The 20,799-nt window shown below is 64.4% G+C and carries 23 protein-coding genes; 15 read left to right on the top strand and 8 right to left on the bottom strand.

All coding sequences use genetic code 11. The features are described 5' to 3' along the window. Positions 1-28: 28 nt before the first annotated feature. Both trmL and R2669_RS12085 read right to left on the bottom strand, forming a co-directional pair. The gene (gene trmL, locus R2669_RS12090; protein WP_316900290.1) at positions 29-499 is read right to left on the bottom strand and encodes a tRNA (uridine(34)/cytosine(34)/5-carboxymethylaminomethyluridine(34)-2'-O)-methyltransferase TrmL; all 471 of its coding nucleotides are present in this window, start codon (positions 497-499) and stop codon (positions 29-31) included. A gap of 111 nt (positions 500-610) precedes the next feature. Further along, complete coding sequence (locus tag R2669_RS12085) at positions 611-1,333, bottom strand: ComF family protein (protein WP_316900288.1); 723 nt, start codon at positions 1,331-1,333, stop codon at positions 611-613. 108 nt (positions 1,334-1,441) lie between these two features. Here R2669_RS12085 and R2669_RS12080 point away from each other — a divergent pair, with 108 nt between their 5' ends. The 8 genes from R2669_RS12080 (at position 1,442) to R2669_RS12045 (ending at position 7,917) form a co-directional block, all read left to right on the top strand. Then, positions 1,442-2,383 carry a methyltransferase domain-containing protein gene (locus R2669_RS12080; protein ID WP_316900286.1) on the top strand — a complete coding sequence of 314 codons (942 nt, stop codon included), beginning with the start codon at positions 1,442-1,444 and terminating at the stop codon, positions 2,381-2,383. 378 nt (positions 2,384-2,761) lie between these two features. Then, a complete protein-coding gene (locus R2669_RS12075; protein WP_316877284.1) occupies positions 2,762-2,887 on the top strand; it encodes a hypothetical protein in 126 nt (41 codons plus the stop codon). A gap of 120 nt (positions 2,888-3,007) precedes the next feature. Further along, the gene (coxB, locus tag R2669_RS12070) at positions 3,008-4,264 is read left to right on the top strand and encodes a cytochrome c oxidase subunit II (protein ID WP_316900284.1); all 1,257 of its coding nucleotides are present in this window, start codon (positions 3,008-3,010) and stop codon (positions 4,262-4,264) included. Positions 4,265-4,304: 40 nt separating this feature from the next. Further along, positions 4,305-5,909 carry a cytochrome c oxidase subunit I gene (gene ctaD / locus R2669_RS12065; protein WP_102064424.1) on the top strand — a complete coding sequence of 535 codons (1,605 nt, stop codon included), beginning with the start codon at positions 4,305-4,307 and terminating at the stop codon, positions 5,907-5,909. 53 nt (positions 5,910-5,962) lie between these two features. Next, positions 5,963-6,094 carry a cytochrome oxidase small assembly protein gene (locus R2669_RS12060; RefSeq protein WP_009277177.1) on the top strand — a complete coding sequence of 44 codons (132 nt, stop codon included), beginning with the start codon at positions 5,963-5,965 and terminating at the stop codon, positions 6,092-6,094. Positions 6,095-6,141: 47 nt separating this feature from the next. Then, positions 6,142-6,750, top strand: a complete 609-nt coding sequence (locus tag R2669_RS12055; protein WP_316900282.1) for a cytochrome c oxidase assembly protein — start codon at positions 6,142-6,144, stop codon at positions 6,748-6,750. Between the two features lie 4 nt (positions 6,751-6,754). Beyond that, positions 6,755-6,967, top strand: coding sequence for a DUF2970 domain-containing protein (locus R2669_RS12050; RefSeq protein WP_147216832.1), 213 nt, complete (start codon positions 6,755-6,757; stop codon positions 6,965-6,967). A gap of 89 nt (positions 6,968-7,056) precedes the next feature. Beyond that, positions 7,057-7,917, top strand: a complete 861-nt coding sequence (locus R2669_RS12045) for a cytochrome c oxidase subunit 3 (RefSeq protein WP_147216830.1) — start codon at positions 7,057-7,059, stop codon at positions 7,915-7,917. Positions 7,918-8,043: 126 nt separating this feature from the next. Here R2669_RS12045 and R2669_RS12040 read toward each other — a convergent pair whose 3' ends face one another. Then, complete coding sequence (locus tag R2669_RS12040) at positions 8,044-8,253, bottom strand: twin transmembrane helix small protein (RefSeq protein WP_004633471.1); 210 nt, start codon at positions 8,251-8,253, stop codon at positions 8,044-8,046. 69 nt (positions 8,254-8,322) lie between these two features. On the opposite strand from R2669_RS12040, the gene R2669_RS12035 reads away from it, so the two are divergent. The 5 genes from R2669_RS12035 (at position 8,323) to R2669_RS12015 (ending at position 12,534) form a co-directional block, all read left to right on the top strand. Next, positions 8,323-9,093: an SURF1 family protein gene (locus R2669_RS12035; protein WP_316900280.1), complete on the top strand. Its 771-nt coding sequence runs from the start codon at positions 8,323-8,325 to the stop codon at positions 9,091-9,093. Between the two features lie 52 nt (positions 9,094-9,145). Beyond that, positions 9,146-9,802 (top strand): SCO family protein, encoded by a 657-nt coding sequence (locus tag R2669_RS12030; protein ID WP_316877278.1) that lies wholly within the window; start codon positions 9,146-9,148, stop codon positions 9,800-9,802. Positions 9,803-9,805: 3 nt separating this feature from the next. Further along, on the top strand, positions 9,806-10,897 hold the full coding sequence (locus R2669_RS12025; protein WP_147216824.1) for a COX15/CtaA family protein: 1,092 nt from the start codon (positions 9,806-9,808) through the stop codon (positions 10,895-10,897). Positions 10,898-10,917: 20 nt separating this feature from the next. After that, positions 10,918-11,859 carry a heme o synthase gene (gene cyoE, locus R2669_RS12020; RefSeq protein ID WP_147216822.1) on the top strand — a complete coding sequence of 314 codons (942 nt, stop codon included), beginning with the start codon at positions 10,918-10,920 and terminating at the stop codon, positions 11,857-11,859. A gap of 69 nt (positions 11,860-11,928) precedes the next feature. Further along, positions 11,929-12,534, top strand: coding sequence for an SCO family protein (locus tag R2669_RS12015; protein WP_316900278.1), 606 nt, complete (start codon positions 11,929-11,931; stop codon positions 12,532-12,534). A gap of 66 nt (positions 12,535-12,600) precedes the next feature. On the opposite strand, the gene rpoH is transcribed toward R2669_RS12015, so the two are convergent. Next, on the bottom strand, positions 12,601-13,494 hold the full coding sequence (gene rpoH / locus R2669_RS12010) for an RNA polymerase sigma factor RpoH (RefSeq protein WP_428984267.1): 894 nt from the start codon (positions 13,492-13,494) through the stop codon (positions 12,601-12,603). Between the two features lie 235 nt (positions 13,495-13,729). After that, positions 13,730-16,648, bottom strand: a complete 2,919-nt coding sequence (locus tag R2669_RS12005; RefSeq protein WP_316900276.1) for a diguanylate cyclase domain-containing protein — start codon at positions 16,646-16,648, stop codon at positions 13,730-13,732. Between the two features lie 241 nt (positions 16,649-16,889). Here R2669_RS12005 and R2669_RS12000 point away from each other — a divergent pair, with 241 nt between their 5' ends. Together R2669_RS12000 and R2669_RS11995 are read left to right on the top strand one after the other, a co-directional pair. Next, positions 16,890-17,294 carry an OsmC family protein gene (locus tag R2669_RS12000; RefSeq protein ID WP_316900274.1) on the top strand — a complete coding sequence of 135 codons (405 nt, stop codon included), beginning with the start codon at positions 16,890-16,892 and terminating at the stop codon, positions 17,292-17,294. A 13-nt stretch (positions 17,295-17,307) separates the two neighbouring features. Further along, on the top strand, positions 17,308-18,177 hold the full coding sequence (locus R2669_RS11995) for a pirin family protein (protein WP_102064433.1): 870 nt from the start codon (positions 17,308-17,310) through the stop codon (positions 18,175-18,177). 21 nt (positions 18,178-18,198) lie between these two features. Here R2669_RS11995 and ybiB read toward each other — a convergent pair whose 3' ends face one another. The 3 genes from ybiB to R2669_RS11980 form a co-directional block, all read right to left on the bottom strand. Further along, positions 18,199-19,209, bottom strand: a complete 1,011-nt coding sequence (gene ybiB, locus R2669_RS11990; protein WP_316900272.1) for a DNA-binding protein YbiB — start codon at positions 19,207-19,209, stop codon at positions 18,199-18,201. Between the two features lie 368 nt (positions 19,210-19,577). Beyond that, positions 19,578-19,982, bottom strand: a complete 405-nt coding sequence (locus R2669_RS11985) for a VOC family protein (protein WP_316900270.1) — start codon at positions 19,980-19,982, stop codon at positions 19,578-19,580. Positions 19,983-20,085: 103 nt separating this feature from the next. Further along, positions 20,086-20,676 (bottom strand): Crp/Fnr family transcriptional regulator, encoded by a 591-nt coding sequence (locus R2669_RS11980; RefSeq protein ID WP_027678331.1) that lies wholly within the window; start codon positions 20,674-20,676, stop codon positions 20,086-20,088. Positions 20,677-20,799 lie beyond the last annotated feature (123 nt).

The following is a 20,799-nucleotide window of genomic DNA, read 5'->3' as shown; positions in this document are numbered from 1 at the left end:
CAGTCCGCAATCAGCGGGCGCGTCTGGATCAGGCGCCGCCCGCGAACCCGTTCTGCCGCCACGCTTCGAACACCACCACCGCCACCGTGTTCGATAGATTCAGGCTGCGGTTGTCCGGCCGCATCGGCAGGCGAATCCGCTGCGAAGCGGGAAACCATTCGCGCCGCTCTTCCGACAACCCGCGCGTTTCCGACCCGAACACGAACCAGTCGCCCGGCTGGAACGCCATGCTGGCAAACGGCGTCGAGCCCCGCGTGGTGAGCGCGAACATGCGCGCGGGATCGGGCTGCGCATCGCGCAGAAAGGTATCCCAATCGGCATGCACGCGCATCGTCGCGTACTCGTGGTAATCGAGGCCGGCGCGGCGCATGCGCGCATCCTCGAGCGGAAAACCCAACGGTTCAATCAGATGCAGTTGCGCGCCCGTGTTGGCGCACAGGCGGATCACATTGCCGGTATTGGGCGGGATTTCGGGTTCGACAAGAACGACGTTGAACATGACGGCACGGCAGAAGGAATTTCGGCGGCGAGCTTATCCACATTGGGAAGGGTTGTCACCCCGCCACAGCTTGGCACAGTTGGCGCGACACAATGTCGCATAAGCACGTGATCAAGGCGTGCGCAAGGCGACCACGTTGGTGACGCGGGTCGCGCCGGCGCGTTTGAGTTGTGTGGCGATCTCGCCGAGGGTCGTGCCGGTGGTCATCACATCATCGACCACGCCGATGTGACGCCCCGCGATGCGCGCCGGCTCGGCAACGACAAATGCGCCGTGGAGGTTGGCCAGCCGCTCGGCCCGATCCAGCGTGGCCTGCGCAACGTTATCGCGCACACGATGCAGGGCGCCGGCGTGGGCGGGAATGTCCAATCGGCGGGCAAGTCGGCGGGCAACCTCCCACGCCTGGTTGTAGCCGCGCGAGCGCAGGCGGGCGGGTGACAGCGGCACTGGCAGCAGCATGTCGGGCAAGTCGCCGGGCGCCGCTGCCAAGGCGTGACCCAGTTGGTCTGCCAGCCAATCCGCCAATGGCAATTGCGCCCGAAATTTCAATCCGGTGACAAGGTGATCGAGCGGCCAAGCGTAGTCGGCAATGACGACAGTTGCATCAAAGTCGGGCGCGCCGGCCAAACACGCGCGGCAATGCCGGGCGACGTGCCGGGCGTCCAGTGCAATGGCGCATTGGATGCAGCGCCGCCGGTGCAGATGCGGCGCCAGGTCGCCCGTGCAACCGTTGCACACCAAGTCGCCCTGAACCGCGCCGCAAAGCGCGCAGGAGCACGGCAGCAAGTGGCGCAGTCCGGCCCGAAACCATGCCGATAACGCGTGTTTGTGCATGCAAAAAGCCGCTATCCAAGCCGATTTGCGGCTTCTGCGCTATCAGACGGCGCCTCAATCTGCGGGCCGGTATACTTGACGACCGCAGTGTCCCGCCCCGCCTTGTCGATGTCCGATCCCGTCCTTGCCCGTCCTGCCGCTTTGCGGCGCGCCTTTGATCGCCGTGCCGCGCGCTTTGCCGACGTGGATTTTTTGCTGCGTGAAGTGGGCAGTCGCATGCAGGACCGGCTGTCCTACATCAAGGCCACGCCCGCGCGGGCCCTGGACCTGGGTTGCGGCCTGGGACAAGGCTTGGCGGTGCTGCGCGCGCAATATCCGGACGCACAGATCTGCGGGGTGGACTGGTCGTCCGCCATGCTGGCCCAGGCGCAGAAACTCGACCCGCAGCGCACCGACGCGGGGTGGCTCGGCAGGCTGCTGAAGAAGCGGCCGGTCTTTGATTTCGCCCAGGCGGATTTTCGAGCGCTGCCCTTTGCCGGCGCGTCATTCGACCTGCTGTGGTCGAACCTGGCGCTGCACTGGGACCCGGCGCCGCATGCGATCTTTCCCGAATGGCACCGCATCACCACGGAAGGCGGCCTGCTGATGTTCAGCCTGTTCGGTCCGGACACCCTGCGCGAGCTGCGCAGCGCGCTGGCCGGCATCGACGCGGGCATTCATACGCTGCGCTTTGTCGACATGCATGACATTGGCGACATGCTGGTGCATAGCCGCTGGTCCACACCGGTCATGGACATGGAGCAGTTGACGATCACTTACGAAACGCCCCAGGCGTTGCTGGCGGATGTGCATCTGCTTGGCGGCATGGCGGGCTTGACGGACGAAGCCGGTCGCTGTCTCGGGGGCGCCGGCCTGCACACGCCGCGCTGGCGCCAGCGGCTATTCGACGCACTCGATGCGCAACGCAATCCCGACGGGCTGATTCCGCTCACCTTCGAAATCGTTTACGGCCATGCGTGGAAGCTCGCGCCGACCCAGCGGCAGGCGCTGGACGAGGAGGGCAGGGCGATGATCCCGATCGATCAGATCGGCCGCAAACCGCGCGCCTGAAACGTTTTTAATGCGGAAGGGGCATTGCCGCACCTTGTCAAGCCGGGACTTGCATAAAGGCGCTTTACCTTGTTTGGGGTCAATCGCGGCCATATAATGCGCCAGTTTGTCGCAGCAGTCCCCCCAAAGGCCTATCCCGTTTTTTGCCACGGGCGAACCGTTCGGGTATGCATCCGAGGCAGGAGTGGTTCAATGCACGACATTGAAACTGCGCTCCACCCAGCATGCGGCGCCTCCACCATCTCGGAAACGCCGCGCAAGAACTGGCTCATGAAGCGAAACTGCTCGCTTTCAACCCGCCAGATTGGCTGGTCCACCCCTTGGTCGTCATTCCCCCGTTCGTAATCGCTTGGTTTTCTGCTTGGCAAGGCGCGTTTGGTGCTGCCTGATGCGGGGCTGGAGGTCGCGATTCTCGGATGGGCATTGCGGTACTATGCCCGCCACGCCTCCGATTACGGGCACGTCTGGCTGGAGAAGATGGCGCGCTCGCGGTCCAGCAGGTGAGCGCCAGTCGGCGCAAGCTTGTGGACGAGCTTTCCCGGTGTTTGGGACACGGGCACCAACCCAGGTCTCATGAGCCGCGCACCGGGGCAGAGTGGAATCTGTCAATTGGGTAGATAAAAAATGAAAATGTTGAATAAGACATTGGCAAGTTTGCTGGCGGCAGGCTCTCTCCTCGCCCTCAGTCAAACGGCCCTGGCAGTGGAAGACATGCCGGGCGGCCCCGCAGTGCGGCAGCTCAATCTCGCGCCTCCGGTCACCAAGATCGCTGCCGAGATCCATTGGCTGCACTGGATGATGCTGATCATCTGTATCGTGATCTTCATCGGTGTTTTCGGGGTGATGTTCTACTCCATTTTCAAGCACCGTAAGTCGGTCGGTCACAAGCCGGCGACGTTCCACGAAAGCACCACAGTGGAAATCATCTGGACCATCGTGCCGTTCCTGATCGTGATCGGGATGGCGCTGCCGGCCACGAAGGCCGTGGTCGCCATGAAGGACACCACCAATTCCGACCTCACCATCAAGGCCACCGGCTACCAGTGGAAGTGGGGTTACGACTACCTGAAGGGCGAAGGCGAGGGCATCTCGTTCCTCTCCACGCTGACCACGCCGCGAGACCAGATCAACAACCAGGCGCCCAAATCCAACACGTACCTGATCGAAGTCGACAACGAGCTGGTCGTGCCGGTCAACCGCAAGGTGCGCATCGTCACCACCGCCAACGACGTGATCCACTCGTGGATGATCCCGGCGTTTGGCGTGAAGCAGGATGCGATTCCGGGCTTTGTGCGCGACGCATGGTTCAAGGCAGAGAAGGTCGGCGTCTATCGCGGCCAGTGCGCTGAGCTTTGCGGCAAGGAGCACGCCTTCATGCCGATCGTCGTGCGCGTGCTCTCGCAGGACGACTACACCAAGTGGGTCGACGGCAAGAAGAAGGAAATGGCCGCCAAGGCCGATGACCCCAACAAGACCTACACGCTGGACGAGCTGAAGTCGCGCGGTGAGAAGGTCTACACCGCCAACTGCGCGGTCTGTCACCAGCCGAACGGCAAGGGCGGCGGTCCGTTCCCGGCGCTGGATGGCTCGAAGATCGCCAATGGCCCGCTGGCGGACCACGTTGGCATCGTGCTGCACGGGAAGGGCGCCATGCCGCCCTGGGCTTCGGCGCTGAACGACGTCGAAATCGCTGCCGTCGTCACTTACGAGCGCAACAACTGGGGCAACCATACCGGCGACCTGCTGCAGCCGACGCAAGTGAAGGATGCGCGCGGCGGCAAGATGCCCGAAGGCGGGCCCGCCAAGACTGCTGCAACTGAATCCGCCGGTAAGGTGGCGTCCCAACAAGCGAATGCGGCCGAAGACCGCAACGCTGGCTGATTGATCGTCTGCGTGACGAACCGAACCTAGGAGTTCCTCGATGAGCACCGCTGTTACGCACCCGCAAGATCACGCGCACGGTCATGGAGACGACCACGCGCACGACCATCCGCACGGCTGGCGCCGCTGGCTGTTCGCGACCAACCACAAGGACATCGGTACGCTGTACCTGCTGTTCTCTTTCATGATGCTGCTCTCGGGCGGCACGCTGGCCCTGCTGATCCGCCTTGAGCTGTTCCAGCCCGGCCTGCAGTTCTTCCATCCGGAGTTGTTCAACCAGTTCACCACACTGCACGGCCTGATCATGGTGTTCGGCGCCATCATGCCGGCCTTCGTGGGCTTCGCGAACTGGATGATCCCGCTGCAGGTCGGTGCCTCCGACATGGCCTTCGCGCGGATGAACAACTTCAGCTTCTGGCTGTTGCCGCCCGCGGCACTGCTGCTGGTGGGCTCGTTCTTCGCACCGGGCGGTGCCACGGCTGCCGGGTGGACGCTCTATGCGCCGCTGTCGGTGCAGATGGGCCCGGGCATGGACATGGCGATCTTCGCAGTCCACATCATGGGCGCATCGTCGATCATGGGCGCGATCAACATCATCGTGACCATCCTCAACATGCGCGCGCCCGGCATGACGCTGATGAAGATGCCGATGTTCTGCTGGACTTGGCTGATCACGGCGTACCTGCTGATTGCCGTGATGCCGGTGTTGGCTGGCGCGATCACCATGGTGCTGACCGACCGCCACTTCGGCACGAGCTTCTTCTCGGCAGCTGGCGGTGGCGACCCGGTGATGTACCAGCACATCTTCTGGTTCTTCGGGCACCCCGAGGTGTACATCATGATCCTGCCGGCGTTCGGTATCGTCAGCCAGATCGTGCCGGCCTTCGCACGCAAGCCGCTGTTCGGCTACAGCTCGATGGTGTACGCCACGGCATCGATCGCCATCCTGTCGTTCATCGTGTGGGCGCACCACATGTTCACGACCGGTATGCCCGTCACCGGCCAGCTGTTCTTCATGTACGCGACGATGCTGATTGCGGTGCCGACCGGCGTGAAGATCTTCAACTGGGTGGCCACCATGTGGCGCGGCTCGATGACGTTCGAGACGCCCATGCTGTTTGCGATCGGCTTCATCTTCGTGTTCACGGTGGGCGGCTTCACGGGCCTGATCCTGGCCGTGGCCCCGATCGACATCCAACTGCAGGACACGTATTACGTCGTGGCGCACTTCCACTACGTGCTGGTGGCCGGCTCCCTGTTCGCGCTGTTCGCGGGCTTCTATTACTGGGGTCCGAAGTGGTCGGGCTACATGTACAGCGAGACGCGCGGCAAGATCCACTTCTGGGGTTCGATGATCACCTTCAACCTCACGTTCTTCCCGATGCACTTCCTGGGTCTGGCAGGCATGCCGCGCCGCTATGCCGACTACCCGCAGCAGTTCGCCGATTTCAACGCGATCGCGTCGATTGGCGCACTGGGTTTCGGCCTGATGCAGGTGTATTTCTTCTTCTTCGTGGTGCTGCCGTCGTACCGCGGTGGCGAGAAGGCGGCCGACAAGCCCTGGGATGGCGCGGAAGGCCTGGAGTGGACCGTGCCCTCGCCGGCGCCGTTCCACACCTTTGAAGAACCGCCGCACGTGAAGTAATGCAGGTGTCGCGGGGCGGGCGAGTGCCGGCCCCGCGATCCTCCGGACAAACGATGTCGAATCCAGAAAAAAGCCCAACGCCTGAGCAACGCGCGGCCAACCGTCGCCTGGGGTTGATCCTCGGCACGATCGCGTTGGTCTTCTTTCTGGGTGTGATTTTCAAGCGCGTGGTGTTCGGCGGCTAGCCAGGACCGACGCGCTGGTCGCTGAACCGAGATTTCGCGAGACCCCTATGAGCCAGACACCGGCGCAGCCGGATCCGACCCAAAACGACAAAGCCCTGGAGCGCGGCCTGAACCGCTCGATGCTCGGCAAGCTGGCCGTCGTGGTCGTGATCATGTTTGGCTTCGGCTACGCGATGGTGCCGCTGTACAAGAAGATCTGCGAGATCACGAACATCAACGTGCTCAACACGCGCGATGAAGACGGCGGCGCGCTGCGCAACTCGCAGGTCGACAAGACGCGCACGATCACGGTGGAATTCGATTCGAACAGCCAGGGGCCGTTCCGCTTCCGCCCGGTCAAGAACAGCATGGACGTACACCCCGGCGAGATCAGTCAGATCGTCTACGAGGTGGTGAACAAGGAAGGGCGTACGGTGCAGGCGCAAGCCATCCCGAGTTACGCGCCCAAGCAGGCAACCGAGTTCTTCAAGAAGATCGAGTGTTTCTGTTTCAAGCAGCAGACGCTGACGGCCAACGAATCGCGCGAGATGCCGGTGGTGTTTGTGATTGATCCGGATCTTCCCAAGGACGTGAAGACGATCACCTTGTCCTACACTTTCTTTGAAATCCACGCGCCGTCAGCCATTGCGCCGGCGATGCCGAACAAGGGAACGTGAGGACATGGACGAACTGAAGGAAGCGACCAAGCGACGCGCATCGTTTGCGCAGACGATGAAGGCGGTGTTCTGGTCTTTCTTCGGTGTGCGCAAGGGTCGTGATCACGACCGTGACATGGCGCAGTTGAATCCCGTGCACGTGATCATTGCGGGCGTTCTGGCGGCGATCATGTTCATCGTTGTGCTGCTGTTGATCGTGAGAGCAGTTGTCGGTTAACGGTGGAGCAGGTTGAGGAGACGGCCAGGGCAGCATCGGCCGGGCAACATCGAGTGGATTCCTAAAAAAATAGAGCTGGAGAAAAAGAGATGAGTGCGAATCGAGCAAACGCTCCGTACTACTTCGTGCCCGGGCCGTCGCGGCATCCGATTTCGGCAAGCCTTGGCCTGCTGATCGTGCTGTTGAGCTCCGCGGCATGGGTGAATGCTCAGCCCTGGGCCCCGTGGACGTTCCTGGTCGGCCTGCTGTGGTTCCTCTTTGTGCTGCGTGCCTGGTTCGCCGACGCCATCTCCGAATCCGAGACCGGCAAGTACGGCGACCGCGTGGATGCCTCGTTCCGCTGGTCGATGAGCTGGTTCATCTTCTCGGAAGTGATGTTCTTTGCGGCGTTCTTCGGTGCTCTGTTCTATGCCCGCACGATCGCCATGCCGTGGCTCGGCGATCTGAACAACAAGCTGCTGTGGCCCGACTTCAACGCGATGTGGCCGAACGCCGGGCCCGCCGGCACGGTAACGCCGTTCACGACGATGGGCCCGTGGCCGATCCCGACGATCAACACGGCGCTGCTGCTGACCTCCGGGGTGACGCTCACTTGGGCGCACCATGCGCTGCGTGAGGGCAAGCGTGCCCAGGTCATCCAGGGCCTGCTGCTGACGATTCTCCTGGGCTTCACGTTCATGGGCTTCCAGGCGTTCGAATACATTCACGCCTATCACGAACTGAACCTGAAGCTGACCTCGGGCATCTACGGTTCGACGTTCTTCCTGCTGACGGGCTTCCACGGCTTCCACGTGACGATGGGCGCGATCATGCTGTCGGTCGTGCTCGGGCGTGTGATCAAGGGCCACTTCACGCCGGAGCATCACTTCGCATTCGAAGGCGCTGCGTGGTACTGGCACTTTGTGGACGTGGTGTGGCTGGGCCTGTACGTGGTGGTGTACTGGCTGTAAGACAGCATCGGGTTGGGGCGGCGCAGCGTCGCTCCATGACCTGGCCAACGGCCGGCGAAGACAATGCCGCAGACGGGACACCGCTGCGGCGTTTTCGTTTTTCCGGCGTGGCGGCGTTGTCGTTGGTTACTGGCCGAATTGGATGCCGGTACTGTGGATCCACCCCAGCCGGTTCGCGACGAGGATGAAGATGAACAGCGCGATCGAGAAACCGACGCGGAACATCAACGAGCGGACGGTGCGGTTGCTGTGGCCCTTGTCACGCATCAGGAAGAACAGCGCGGAGGCAAGACTGCCGAGGATCAACAGGAACGCAATGGCAACGACGATGCGCATGGAGGGCTGCGGGTTGGGCAATGACGGGTTGGAAATGGCTCCCGGGCATTATCGCACCGAGGCCGCGCAATGACCGTGCGCGTGCCGATGCGACGTTGGTTCGCGCCTGTGCCGATGCTGGGGGGTGTGGCGCTGATCGCGCTGACGTGCTCGCTCGGGCGTTGGCAGCTTTCGCGTGCGCACGAGCGCATCGAGCGCCAGGCCCGCATCGTGGCGCTGGAAAACGCGCCTCCCCAGCGCGTCACGGCGCAGCCCGTGGCGGCAGATTCCGTGATGTACCGGCCGGTGCTGCTGCGCGGAACGTTCGACGTGGCGCACACGGTGCTGCTCGAGAACCGCCCGCACGTCACCAATGGCGTGTCGCGCCCCGGGTTCGAGGTGCTCATCCCGCTGAGGCTGGAAGGCGCCGGCGGGCGCGCCGTGTTGGTCGACCGCGGCTGGTTGCCGCGCGATGCGGCCGACCGCACGCGCATCGCGCCGTACACCACGCCGGCGGGCGAAGTGCAGGTCGAAGGGATGGCCGTGCCGCATGCCAGCCGGGTCTTCAGTCTGGGCAGCAAGGACGGCGCGGATGAAGTCGGCCAGCGACTTAGGCAGAATATCGACCTCGACGCTTTCTCGCGCGAAATCGGCGTGCCGCTCCAACCGTTCGTGGTGCAGCAGCAATCCGACGCGCAGGACGGCCTGTTGCGCGATTGGCCGCGCGCAGACTTGGGCGCCGACCGCAATTACGGCTACGCATTCCAGTGGTTCGCGATGGCGGCGGCGGTGCTCGGGCTGATGGTCTTCTACAGCGTGCGGCGTTATCGCCGCTTGACGGGCACGTCAGAGCCCGCTTGAACACGAACTTGCGTTGCGGCTTAGTGCCGCAGCTGAATGTATTGGGAATCACATGGTGAATCAGGAATCCGCACCCGGCGCGCCCGGCACACTGGGCGCGTCCGAAGACCCCCGCATCGACGCGCGCACTCGCCGCGGCCGCTTGATGATGCTGTTCCTGCTGCTGGTGTGTGCCTCCCCGGTGATCGCGTCGTACCTTGCGTATTACGTCTTCACCCCAGCCGGCGGCAAGGCGGCGTACGGCGCGCTTGTCGATCCGCAGCGGCCTATTCCGGCCAGCCTGATGGTCCAGGACGAGCACGGCGCTGAAGTGCCGCTGGCCAGCCTCAAGGGCAAATGGCTGATGGTGTCCGTGGATGGCAGCGCCTGCGACGACAACTGCGCGCGCAAGCTGTTCACCATGCGCCAGCTGCGCATCGGCCAGGGGCCGGATCGCGACCGCATCGTCCCCGTCTGGCTGGTGACCGACCGCGGTGAAATCGACCCGCGCCTGATCAAGGCCTACAACGACGATTACGGTGCGGTGCGCTTCCTGCGCGCGCCCGAGCTGCCGAAGAACTGGCTGGCCGACGGCAAGACGCCGCCGACAGATCACCTCTTCCTGGTCGATCCGCTTGGCAACCTGATGATGCAGTTCCCGAAAGATCCGGACCCGAAAAAGGTGCGCGGAGACATGACGCGGCTCTTGAAGTATTCGCGCATCGGATAAGCCATGCTGCTGCAACTCGCTTCCATCGGCATCCTGATCGCGCTGATCCCACTGTGCTACGTGCTGGTCAAGGGGGATCGCAACAAGTACCGCAAGCTGGTGTGGATCACCGCTTTCCTCACGCTGGACCTGATCATGTTCGGCAGCTTCACGCGGCTGACGGATTCGGGCCTCGGTTGCCCGGATTGGCCGGGCTGCTATGGCACGTCCAACCCGTTCCACGCACGTGACGACATCCATGCCGCACAGGCCGCCATGCCGAGTGGCCCCGTCACATGGATGAAAGCGTGGATCGAGATGACGCACCGCTACTTTGCGCTCGCGCTGGGCGTGCTGATCATCACGCTGGTGGTACTGGCGTGGGTGAAGCGCAAGGAGCTGAAGCAGTCTCCGTGGTATGCGACGGCCGTGCTGGCGCTGGTGTGTGTGCAGGGCGCGTTTGGCGCGTGGACCGTCACGCTCAAGCTCCAGCCGGCCATCGTGGTGACGCACTTGCTGCTCGGCATGTCGTTGCTGGCCGCGCTGATCTGGCTCGGCTGCAAGAACGACGTGCCGCGTGTGGTGGATGAGCGTGGCGCGTCGTTGCGCATGGCGGCGGCCATCGGGCTCGTGCTGCTCGTTGTGCAGATTGCGCTGGGCGGCTGGGTCAGCACGAACTACGCTGTGCTCGCCTGTACCGATTTTCCGCTGTGCAACGGCCAGTGGGTTCCGCCGATGGACTTTGCGCACGGCTTCACGTTCTGGCGCCAACTTGGCAAGACTGCCGGCGGCGATTTCATCTCGCACGATGCGCTGGTCGCCATCCACTGGACGCACCGCGTGTTTGCGGTCGTCGTGCTGAGCTACCTGGCATGGCTTGGCGTGCGTGCACGCCGCATCGACGGCATTGGCCGTGTCGCGACGGTGCTGCTCGTCGTGCTGGCCGTGCAATTGGCGACTGGCCTTTCGAACATCGTGCTGGGGTGGCCGTTGCTGGCCGCCGTGGCGCACAACGGCGGCGCGGCCGTGCTGCTGTTGCTGATGGTGCGTCTGCATTACCTGATCGGGCTCGCACAAGCGCGGGCGCCGATGCCTGTGGCGGCTGCCGTCGTCTGAACGCTGTCTGACCGTTTTTTATGAATACCGTGGCAACCCCAACAACTTCCACTCAACTTCCTGGCTGGCGAACGACCGCATCGCAGTATGCGGCGCTGACCAAGCCGCGCGTCACGCAGCTTGCCGTGTTCTGCGCCGTGATCGGCATGTTCCTGGCCACGCCGGGCATGGTGCCGTGGCCGGTGCTGATCGGCGGCGCGGTCGGCATCTGGTTGTTTGCCGGCGCTGCCTTCGCCATCAACTGCCTGGTCGAGCGCAAGATCGACGCGATGATGCGCCGCACGGCCTGGCGCCCGTCGGCCAGCGGCGAGCTGGGCACGCGGCAGATCCTGGTGTTCTCGGTGGTGCTGGGCGGTGCGGGCATGTGGACGCTGCACGTGTTCGCCAACGACCTGACGATGTGGCTGACGTTCGCCACCTTCATCGGTTACGCGATCATCTACACGCTGCTGCTCAAGCCGGCCACACCGCAGAACATCGTGATCGGCGGTCTCTCGGGGGCGATGCCGCCGGCGCTGGGCTGGGCGGCTGTCGCCAACAGCGTGCCGGCCGAAGCTTGGATTCTGGTGCTGATCATCTTTACCTGGACACCGCCGCACTTCTGGGCGCTCGCGCTATATCGCCGCGCCGACTATGCAAAGTCCGGCCTGCCGATGCTGCCGATCACGCACGGCGAGAAATACACGCTGCTGCACATCCTGCTGTACACGCTGATCATGATCGCCGCGACCATCCTGCCGTTCGTCTACGGCATGAGCGGCTATATCTACTTGGTCACCGCTTTGGTGCTGGGCTTCGGCTTTCTCTCGTATGCGTGGCGCATGTACCGGAAGTACTCCGACGCGCTGGCGCAGAAGACTTTCCGCTACTCGATCATCTATCTGTCGATCCTGTTTGCCGCGCTGCTGGTCGACCACTACTTCAAGTTCGGCCCGGCGCTTACGCAAAGCGCGGCGCTGTGACGCACAGGGGCGCCACCAGGCATGTGCCGTTGGCGTTACGCTAGGCGGTCTGCTTTCAACACGATGACCATGCTCTCTTTCCGACACTTCCGCGCCGCGCTGTTCGCCATGCTGGCCGTCGCCGTGCTGGCGCTCACAGCGTGCAGCGACAAGCCCGCCTTCAAGAACCTCGACATCACCGGATCCAAGAGCTTCGGCACCGATTTCTCGCTGACCGACCACACCGGCAAGCGCCGCACGCTCGAAGATTTCCGCGGCAAGGTCGTTGTCATGTTCTTCGGCTACACGCATTGCCCCGATGTCTGCCCGACCACGCTGGCTGAGCTGCGCGCCGTGATGGACACCCTCGGCAAAGACGCCGACCGCGTCCAGGTCCTGTTCGTCACCGTCGACCCGGAGCGCGATACGCAAGACCTGCTGGCCAAGTACGTGCCCGCGTTCGATCCGCGCTTCATCGGCCTGCGTCCGGCCAACGAGACGGAGCTGAAGAAGGTCGCGTCCGACTTCAAGGTGTTCTACAGCAAGGTGCCGGGCAGCTCCCCCGACAACTACACCATGGATCACACCGCCGGCAGCTACATGTTCGATCCGAAGGGCAACCTGCGCCTGTTCATCAAGCACGGCCAGGGCCCGGAGCCGATCGCGCACGACATCAAGCAACTGCTGGCCGACTGATCTCCCGCCACCGCCCAAAGAAAAAGCCCGCCGATCTGGCGGGCTTTTCATTGCGAGGCGGTCAGCTTAGGCGAAGGCTTGCAGCGCACCCTTCATCTTCTTCATCGCGGCCGATTCGATCTGGCGGATGCGCTCGGCCGACACGCCAAACTCGTCAGCCAGCTCGTGCAGCGTCGAGCCGCCCGATCCGTCGTCGTTCACGTTCAGCCAGCGGGCTTCGATGATGCGGCGGCTGCGATCGTCGAGCTTGGCGAGGGCGGCTTCGATGCCTTCGCTTTGCATGCGGTCGTTGCTGCGCGCCTCGATCACGCGGGTCGGCTCATTGTGCGTATCGGCCAGGTAAGCGATGGGAGCGAAGGACTCTTCGCCGTCGTCCATCTGCCCTTCCAGCGCGATGTCGCCACCCGACAGACGCGTTTCCATCTCGCGCACTTCGGCGCCCTTGACGTTGAGTTCGGCGGCCACGGCGTCGATTTCGTCCGACGTGAAGGTCGCCTGCGCATCCTGCTTGTGGCTGCGCAGGTTGAAGAACAGCTTGCGCTGGGCCTTGGTGGTGGCCACCTTCACCATGCGCCAGTTCTTCAGGATGTACTCATGCATCTCGGCCTTGATCCAGTGCATCGCGTACGAGACGAGACGCACGCCCTGATCCGGGTCGAAGCGCTTGACGGCCTTCATCAGGCCGATGTTGCCTTCCTGGATCAGGTCGGCGTGCGGCAGGCCGTAGCCAAGGTAACCGCGCGCAATCGACACGACCAGGCGCAGGTGCGAGAGCACCAGACGGCGTGCGGCATCGAGATTGCCGTTGTCGCGGTATTCGCGGGCCAGACGCTGTTCTTCCTCGGCCGACAGCATCGGCACACGATTGACGCTCTGGATGTAGGCGTCGATGTTGCCCAGGTTGCCGGGGAACGCCAGCGCCCACCCATTACCGGCGTTGCCGGACGGCTGGGTGGCGATTGCGGAAACGGTATTCACGGGGATGACTGCGTTCACTCAGGACTCCTGTCGAAATCCAGTGGAGGTTTGGAAAGGCATCTTAGCACTCCAACCGGATGAGTGCTAATAGGACATTTTTGTCCGGTTAATAGTTCCCGTAAATCAGGGTCTTGTGCTCAATAGTGTGATGTTTGCGCCGCAGCAAATAGGGCGTCACACCCAGTCATAGACCGCAGCCGAAGGTATCGGTTCTGCCCTATGCCGCCGTATTTCGGCCGCGCGACTTGGCCCAGTAAAGTGCGCGATCAGCTTCGCGCAAGGCGGCGTCAGGGTCACGCACATCGGGGCCGGGGCACGCCACGCCAACGCTCGTGGTGACGTGCAGCACCGTGCCATCCGGCAGGTGGATCGGCGGACGGATTACCCCGACGATCTTCTGCGCGGTGTGCAGCGCATCATCCGGGGCATCGATGGGGTCGAGCAGGATGATGAATTCGTCACCTGCGAGGCGGGCGACGGTGTCGGTGCGGCGCACGGCACGTTGCAGGCGCTGGGCGACCTCCACCAGCACCGTATCGCCGGCGGCGTGGCCGTAGGTGTCGTTGATGTGCTTGAAGTGATCGATGTCCAGGTACAGCACGCCCAGGGGGGCCGGCAGGCGCTGACGGCGCGCCAGGGCGCCGCGCAGGCGCTCGTAGAGGTCGTAGCGGTTGGGCAGGCCGGTGAGGGCGTCAAAGCGCGCCATGCGCGACAGCTCCATCTCGCTGCGCTTGGCTTCGGTCACGTCCTGCACGAAGGCGTAAAAACCGCAGCGGCCGTCATGCGCTTCTCCGGCATCGGGGACGAGCTGCCCGCGGAAATGTCGCGTGCGGCTGCGGGGGCCGTTGGCGTGCGGCTTTTCGTACCAGGGCGCGGTGATCTCGAATTCGACGGATTCCCCTCGCTGGGCGCGCACCAGGTACGGCGCCAGCAAGGCGTACGTGCCCGGTGTGAACACCCGTTCCGGCGTCTGGCCGCAGACGTCCTCGGGCGTACGCTGGAGCCAGCGGGCATGCGTGACGTTGCAGAAGGTGAAGACGCCGTCGGGGTTGATGTGCGACACCAGCAGCGGCGCGTTGTCGAGCACGAGCTTGAGTGCCCGTTCACTGCGCGCCAGGGCCAGTTCGGCACTCGTGCGCGCCGTCAGATCCTGCAGCACCGAGAAATAGCCGCGCAGCGTGCCGCGATCATCGTAATCAGGATAGTAGTGGCCGCTCAGGTAGCGGGGCACGCCCGTGCGCATGGATTGGATCTCGAACTGCACCGGGTAACCTGCCAGCACTTCGGTCATGTAGGGCAGCAGCGTGCGGTAGTCCTCGGCGGTGTAGATGTCGCGTACGTGGCGGTCCAGCATCTCGTCTTCACTGCGGCCGAAGGCTTCGAGCAGGGTGCGGCTGGCAAAACGCACGATGCCGTCGGGGTCGACGTAGCTCAGTTGCGCGGGCACGTTGTCCGCCACGAGGCGCAGTTGCTCGCGGCTGGCGCGCAGGGCGTCCCGGCGGCGCTCGAGGCTCTCGTTGGCGGTGCGCAGCGCGCGCTCCGACGCGGCAAGCCGGTTGGCAAACGGACGCACCGTCAGGCGGATGGCCAGCACGCTGCCGATCATCAGGCACAGCATGAAGCCCGCAAGCCGCTCGAATTGCACGCGCATCGGTGCGTACAGCTCGGCGCTGGCGATCTTGCTGATCAACGCCAGACCCGTGTGACCGATCGGTGTGTAGGTAAACGACGTCGGCATGCCGTGGATGTCCTGCCACTGGCCGTAACCGGCCTCTCCCGCCAGCGCCAGGCGCGATGGCAGGGGGCGGTGGTCTACCGTAAGCGGCGGCAACTCGAACACGTACGCATCGAAGCGCTGCGGGAACGACATGGCGCGGCCGCGCGCATCAAAGCCCGAGATCGCCAGCGTTTCGGTCTTTCCGATGCCGCGTTGGTTGGTGTAGCGGCCTGTCATGTGGGCGAGCGGTTGTTCGGCGACCAGCCAGCCGACCTGCATGCCGTCTGCCATGACCGGCGTTTCGGTGCGCATGGCAAAACCGTGTACCCATTGCAGCGTGATGCGCTCGGGCGCGAGGCCAGCGTGCAGCACTATCGACAATTCGGGCTCAAGCGTCTGCGTCCCCAGGCTGACGATGCCCTCGCCCGCCAGCGTCCGCAGTTGCAGGTACGAGTAGCCTTGCTCGCGATACGCCTGGAGCGCGCTCTGGCTGCGCAGGCGCGCCGCGTTGTCGGCCGGATGGCGCAGCACCTCCTGGATGTGCGTGGCGGCGGCCACCAGGCGCGGGCTTTCCGCGCGCATGGCCAGCAACTGGTCGAACTCCTCAGCGTAGCTCGACAGGGCCCGTGCCCGCGTGGTGCCGAAAGTCAGGCTGGCACTGTCCACCTGGATGATGAATGCCGTGATGGTGGCGCCCAGGCCCGCCAGCACGACACAGCCGCCGCTGATCCAGACGATGGTGTCTTCTGGCGACAAGCGCAGGCGGAACAGGCCCGGGTGCCGAGCCACCGCGGCGCAGACCACACCCGTGACCAACAGCAGCGAGCAGAGGGCGGCGGCGTCCGAGGCGCGCCACCGCAGCCACGCCGGGTACAGATATTCCAGCGCCATGGCGCGGCCGAGCAGGTCACCCGCGCAGAGCAGCATCGCCAGGCCGAGGAGGCCCCAAAACCACCGGGCGCGGTGTGGCTTGCGCAACGTCGGCACAAGGCCAAGGGCGATCGCCGATGCGGCCATCGCCAGCGCGTGGCTCGGGTGCATGCCGCCAATCCATCCGGTGACCCATTGGCGGTCGAGCCAAGCGTGCACGTCAGGAAAGTCCAGCCCGATCGGCCATCCCGTGATCATCTCGGCCAGCCGCAGCGTGGACAGCAACGCCACCGCGCCGCTCAGCCCGCGCGCAGCCGGATCTGCCCAGCGCGCGCCCGGCCGTACCGTGCCGATGAGCAGCGCTCCCAGGGCAGCGCCCAGCAGCGCCAGGTTGATCCCCGTGGCGAACACGATCAGCAGGCGGTCCGTGCCCAGCCTCACCGCCCATGGCCAATGCTGCAGCCAGCCGACCATCACGGTCAGCCCAACAAGGACGAGGAGAAAGCCGATGCCGCCGGCAATGGCGACAAGCGGCCGGCGTGGAACCATGCAGGTGACGCGTAAGCGGGGCGGTTTCAGGGCGGATGTCTTCTAACCGGAAGATCGGCGGAAAACCGCGCCGCTTGAGCGTTTCCATCCAAATCGGTGGGGCGAATTGCCATGTCTGCAATGTCGAGCGATCAACGCGCCCCTGAAAGCGATGCGTGACGCACGTAGGGGCATCTCCCGAGCCGTCACGCAAGTTGGCTACACTGCCCGGACATCGCTGAAACCGTTACAGGAGCCGCCCATGACCATCGTCGTCAGCAAGGACACCGAAGGCCTTTTCCGTCACAAGGTCACCTTCCCCGAAGGCGTGACCTATACCGACGTGCCCAAGCCCGCCGGCGAGGGCAGCGCGCCTGACCCGCACGCCTACTTCGACGCGGCCCTGGCCAGCTGCAAGGCGCTGACCGTCTCGCTCTATGCGCGTCAGCGCAAGTACCCGCTCGACGCGATCGACGTGGCCGTCGAGCACGACGGCAGCCAGGAGCGCCAGGGCCGCTACAAACTGCGCACGGTGCTGACCCTGCACGGCGACCTGAGCGACGAGCAGCGCGCCGACCTGCTGCGCGTGGCCGGCAAATGCCCGGTTCACAAGCTGATGACCGAAGTCGAGATCAGCGTCGAGACCGAGCTTGCCGAGCGCGCCTGAGGAGCTTCCCGCCATGACTTCCATTCAGCACATCATTGGCCCGCACGTACGGGACCTCGGCGGTTTCTCGGTCAAGCGCGTGCTGCCGTCTGCGGCGCGCCAGACGGTCGGGCCGTTCATCTTCTTCGACCACATGGGCCCCGTGGATTTCGCCCCCGGCGAGGGCATCGACGTGCGCCCGCACCCGCACATCGGCCTGGCCACCGTCACGTACCTGTTTGACGGCAGCATGGTCCACCGCGACAGCCTCGGCAGCGTGCAGACGATCACGCCCGGCGACGTCAACTGGATGACGGCCGGCAACGGCATCGTCCACTCCGAGCGTTCGTCGCCGGAAGGGCGCGAAAAGGGCGCCCGCGTGCACGGCATCCAGACCTGGGTGGCGCTGCCGAAGGATCAGGAAAAGGTGGACGCCAGCTTCGCCCACCACGCCGCCGACACGCTGCCCAAGCTCGAATGCCCTGGCGTGCAGGGCGTGGTCATTGCGGGCGATGCATTCGGGCTGACGTCGCCGGTGAAGGTGAGTTCGCGCACGCTGTATGTGGCGCTGGAACTGGCGGCCGGTGCATCGCTGGTGATTCCGCCCGAGCATGCAGACCGCGGCCTGTATCTGGTCGAGGGCGCCGTCACCATCGACGGCGAGGCGCTCGACCCGCACCACCTTGCCGTGCTGGAGCCCGGCGGCGACGTGACGCTCACCGCGCAGGTGTCGTCACGCGTGATGCTGCTGGGCGGTGACCCGACCGACGGCCACCGCCACATCTACTGGAACTTCGTCGCCAGCGACAAGGCCGACATTGAAGACGCCAAGCAGCGCTGGGAGGCCGACGCCTTCGCCCACGTGCCCGGCGAAACGGAGCGCATTCCGCTGCCGTCCAAGTAAGACCTAAGACCGGGCGATCGCTCAGGCGGCCTGCGCCGGTCGTGCACAGCGCACGATCGCGCGGACCTGCTTGGCGATCGGCTCCGGCACCGGCTGCTTGCCGTCGAGCACCGCTTCAATCCAGCGCGCCGTCGCCGCCACGTCCGTTCCCGCAGGCAGCACAGGCGGTGCGTCGCTCGAACCTTCCACCGCTTCGATCACCGTTTCATGCGCGCCGTCGTGCAGCCACTCCACCGCGCTGCCGCGCCGCGCATCGGCCACCGCCTCGCCCTCGGTGCCGCGTGCCAGCAGCACATTGGCCGGGTGGCGCAGAAAGTAATCGGTGAGCGTGTCGCGGTATTCCGGATGCGTGTAGCTGACCAGCCGTAGCGCCTCGTGCGGCGCATGCCCGCCGATGGGCTGCAGCATCTTCACCACCGTGTGCGCGGAATTGCGCAGGCCGACGATCTCGCGCTTGTCCAGCAGCGATGTCAGTTCGGGCGAGAGCACGTCGATCGGCACGTAGGCCAGCCGATCGCGCTCCAGCTGCTCGCGGGCGTCGTCCATGTGTTCGCAGACGGGCCAGCCCAGCGCTTCGAACAACGCCGCCGTGGTGATGCGGCCGTCGAAGCGGCGGATGCCGTGCACCAGCACCGGCACGCCCTCGCGTGCCAGCAGCTTGGCCAGCAGCGGCACGAGGTTCGGCTGGCGGCGGGCGCCGTTGTAGCTGGGGATGACGACCGGCAGCGCATGGTCGGGCGTGTTCGGGGCCGGCAGCGGCCGGCAATGCGCATGCGTGGCCTCCAGCATGCCGTCGAGTTCTTCCGGGGTCTCGCCCTTGATGCGGTAGGCCATGAGGATGGCGCCGAGCTGCACGTCGGAGATGCGGCCTTCCAGCATGGCGGTGAAGAGCGCGCGGGCATCGTGCTTGACCAGAGCGCGGGCGCCGTCGGCGCCGCGGCCGATTTCCTTGATGAAGCGGGCGGCGGGGAAGGGGCCGTTGGCGAAGGCGTCTTCAGCGGCGGTGTCGGGGAGGATGGGGGGAGCGGGCATCAGGAAGCTGGGCGGGTTTTTGTGTGGGTTTGATCATAGCGCTGGGGTTTGCGCTGGCGCTAGCGTGGGACGCGGGGTGTTCTTTGTTGGTGGTGCATCTCTTGTTTCATCCCCTGCCGGGGCTGAGTCACTTTCTTTGTCTTGCCAAAGAAAGTAACCAAAGAAAGGCGCGCCCGAGATGGCGACCCACTCCTTGAATTTATGTCGCAGGGAGGGGAAGGGAAAAACTCGCTTCGCTCAGACAGTTTCCCTTCCTTTTTCCTCCCTGCAACAGAAATTCAAGGCGCCATCTAGGGCAGGAACGTCAACGGCCACACCAGCGGTGGGCCGGGCGTGGCGATGTGTCTGTCGTGCCTTGCCGCTTGGCGTCATGAACCGATGGCGGCGGGATCCATCCAGATGGCTTCCCAGATGTGGCCGTCCAGGTCGGCCAGGGCGCGGCCGTACATGAATCCCAGGTCCTGCTTGGGGTTGATGTCGGCCGTGCCACCGCATTTCACGGCGGCATCGTTCATGTGGTCGACGGCGTCTTTGCTGTTGCAGGTCAGGGCGAGCATCACTTCGCTCGATCCGCTTTGCGGGAGCGGGCGGCTGGTGAACGTTTGCCACTTTGCATGCGTGAGGAGCATCACGAAGATCGACTCGCTCCACACCATGCAGGCGGCCGTGTCGTCGGTAAATTGCGGGTTGTTCGTGAAGCCCAGGGCTTCGTAGAAGGCTTTGGATTTCGGCAGGTCTGCGACCGGCAGGTTGATGAAGATCGACTTGGTCATGACAGGTCTCCTTGGGTTGGGGGCGAGCACTGCGCTTGCCTGACCGAACGATACGGGCGCGAACCTTCTTGGCGCATTGACTATTGGTAAGACGCCATCCGGCCTATCCCACACCCAAGGCGATCGCCTTGCGCAGGCGGCTCAGGCTTTCCGGGGTGATGCCCAGCCAGGCGGCGATGTGGTGCTGCTTCAGGCGCCTGTGCAGATCGGGCTCGCTGCTGATGAAGTTGCGATAGCGCTTCATCGCGCTGTCGTGGCGGAAGGCGATCTCGACTGGCTCTTTCTCGATGATCCAGTGGCGCTCCATGTAATGGATGTAGAACGCCGCGATATCCGGGAAGCGCGCCATCAACGACCGAAACGCCGCGAATTCGTACTCCAGGACACTGCAGTCTTCGATAGCGGTGATCGTAAATTGGCTCGGTTTGCCAAGCAGCGTCGCACTGACCGAGCCGGCAATCCGGCCCTCCGGAAAGAAGTACTTGATGACCATGTCGCCCTCCGGCCCGACATAGTGCTGGAAGAACAGGCCCTCCAGAACAAAAGCGAACCGCGTCGGCACGTCCCCCGCCACGACAAGCGACTCGTCTCTCCGGTACTGCCGCGGTTGAAGCAGAGCAGCCCACGCCCGCTCCGCCGCCTCCGAGATTTCTGCATAGGTCCGGACCTTCCTGAAGAACGCTTCGGTATCCACTCGATCACTCTCCTGGCTGGGCAAAGCGAACCGCCCTGGAGAGAAACGCAGCAGGGCCAAAGCTCGCCCCGCATTTGTACCAGAAGGGTCGGCTGCCACCCAGCCAGGGAAAGCAACACCACA

The sequence above is a fragment of the Ralstonia edaphi genome (assembly GCF_958350185.1).
GTDB classification, from domain to species: domain Bacteria; phylum Pseudomonadota; class Gammaproteobacteria; order Burkholderiales; family Burkholderiaceae; genus Ralstonia; species Ralstonia edaphi.
Note: the sequence above shows the minus strand (reverse complement) of the source record. Positions and strands in the feature narration are given on the sequence as shown.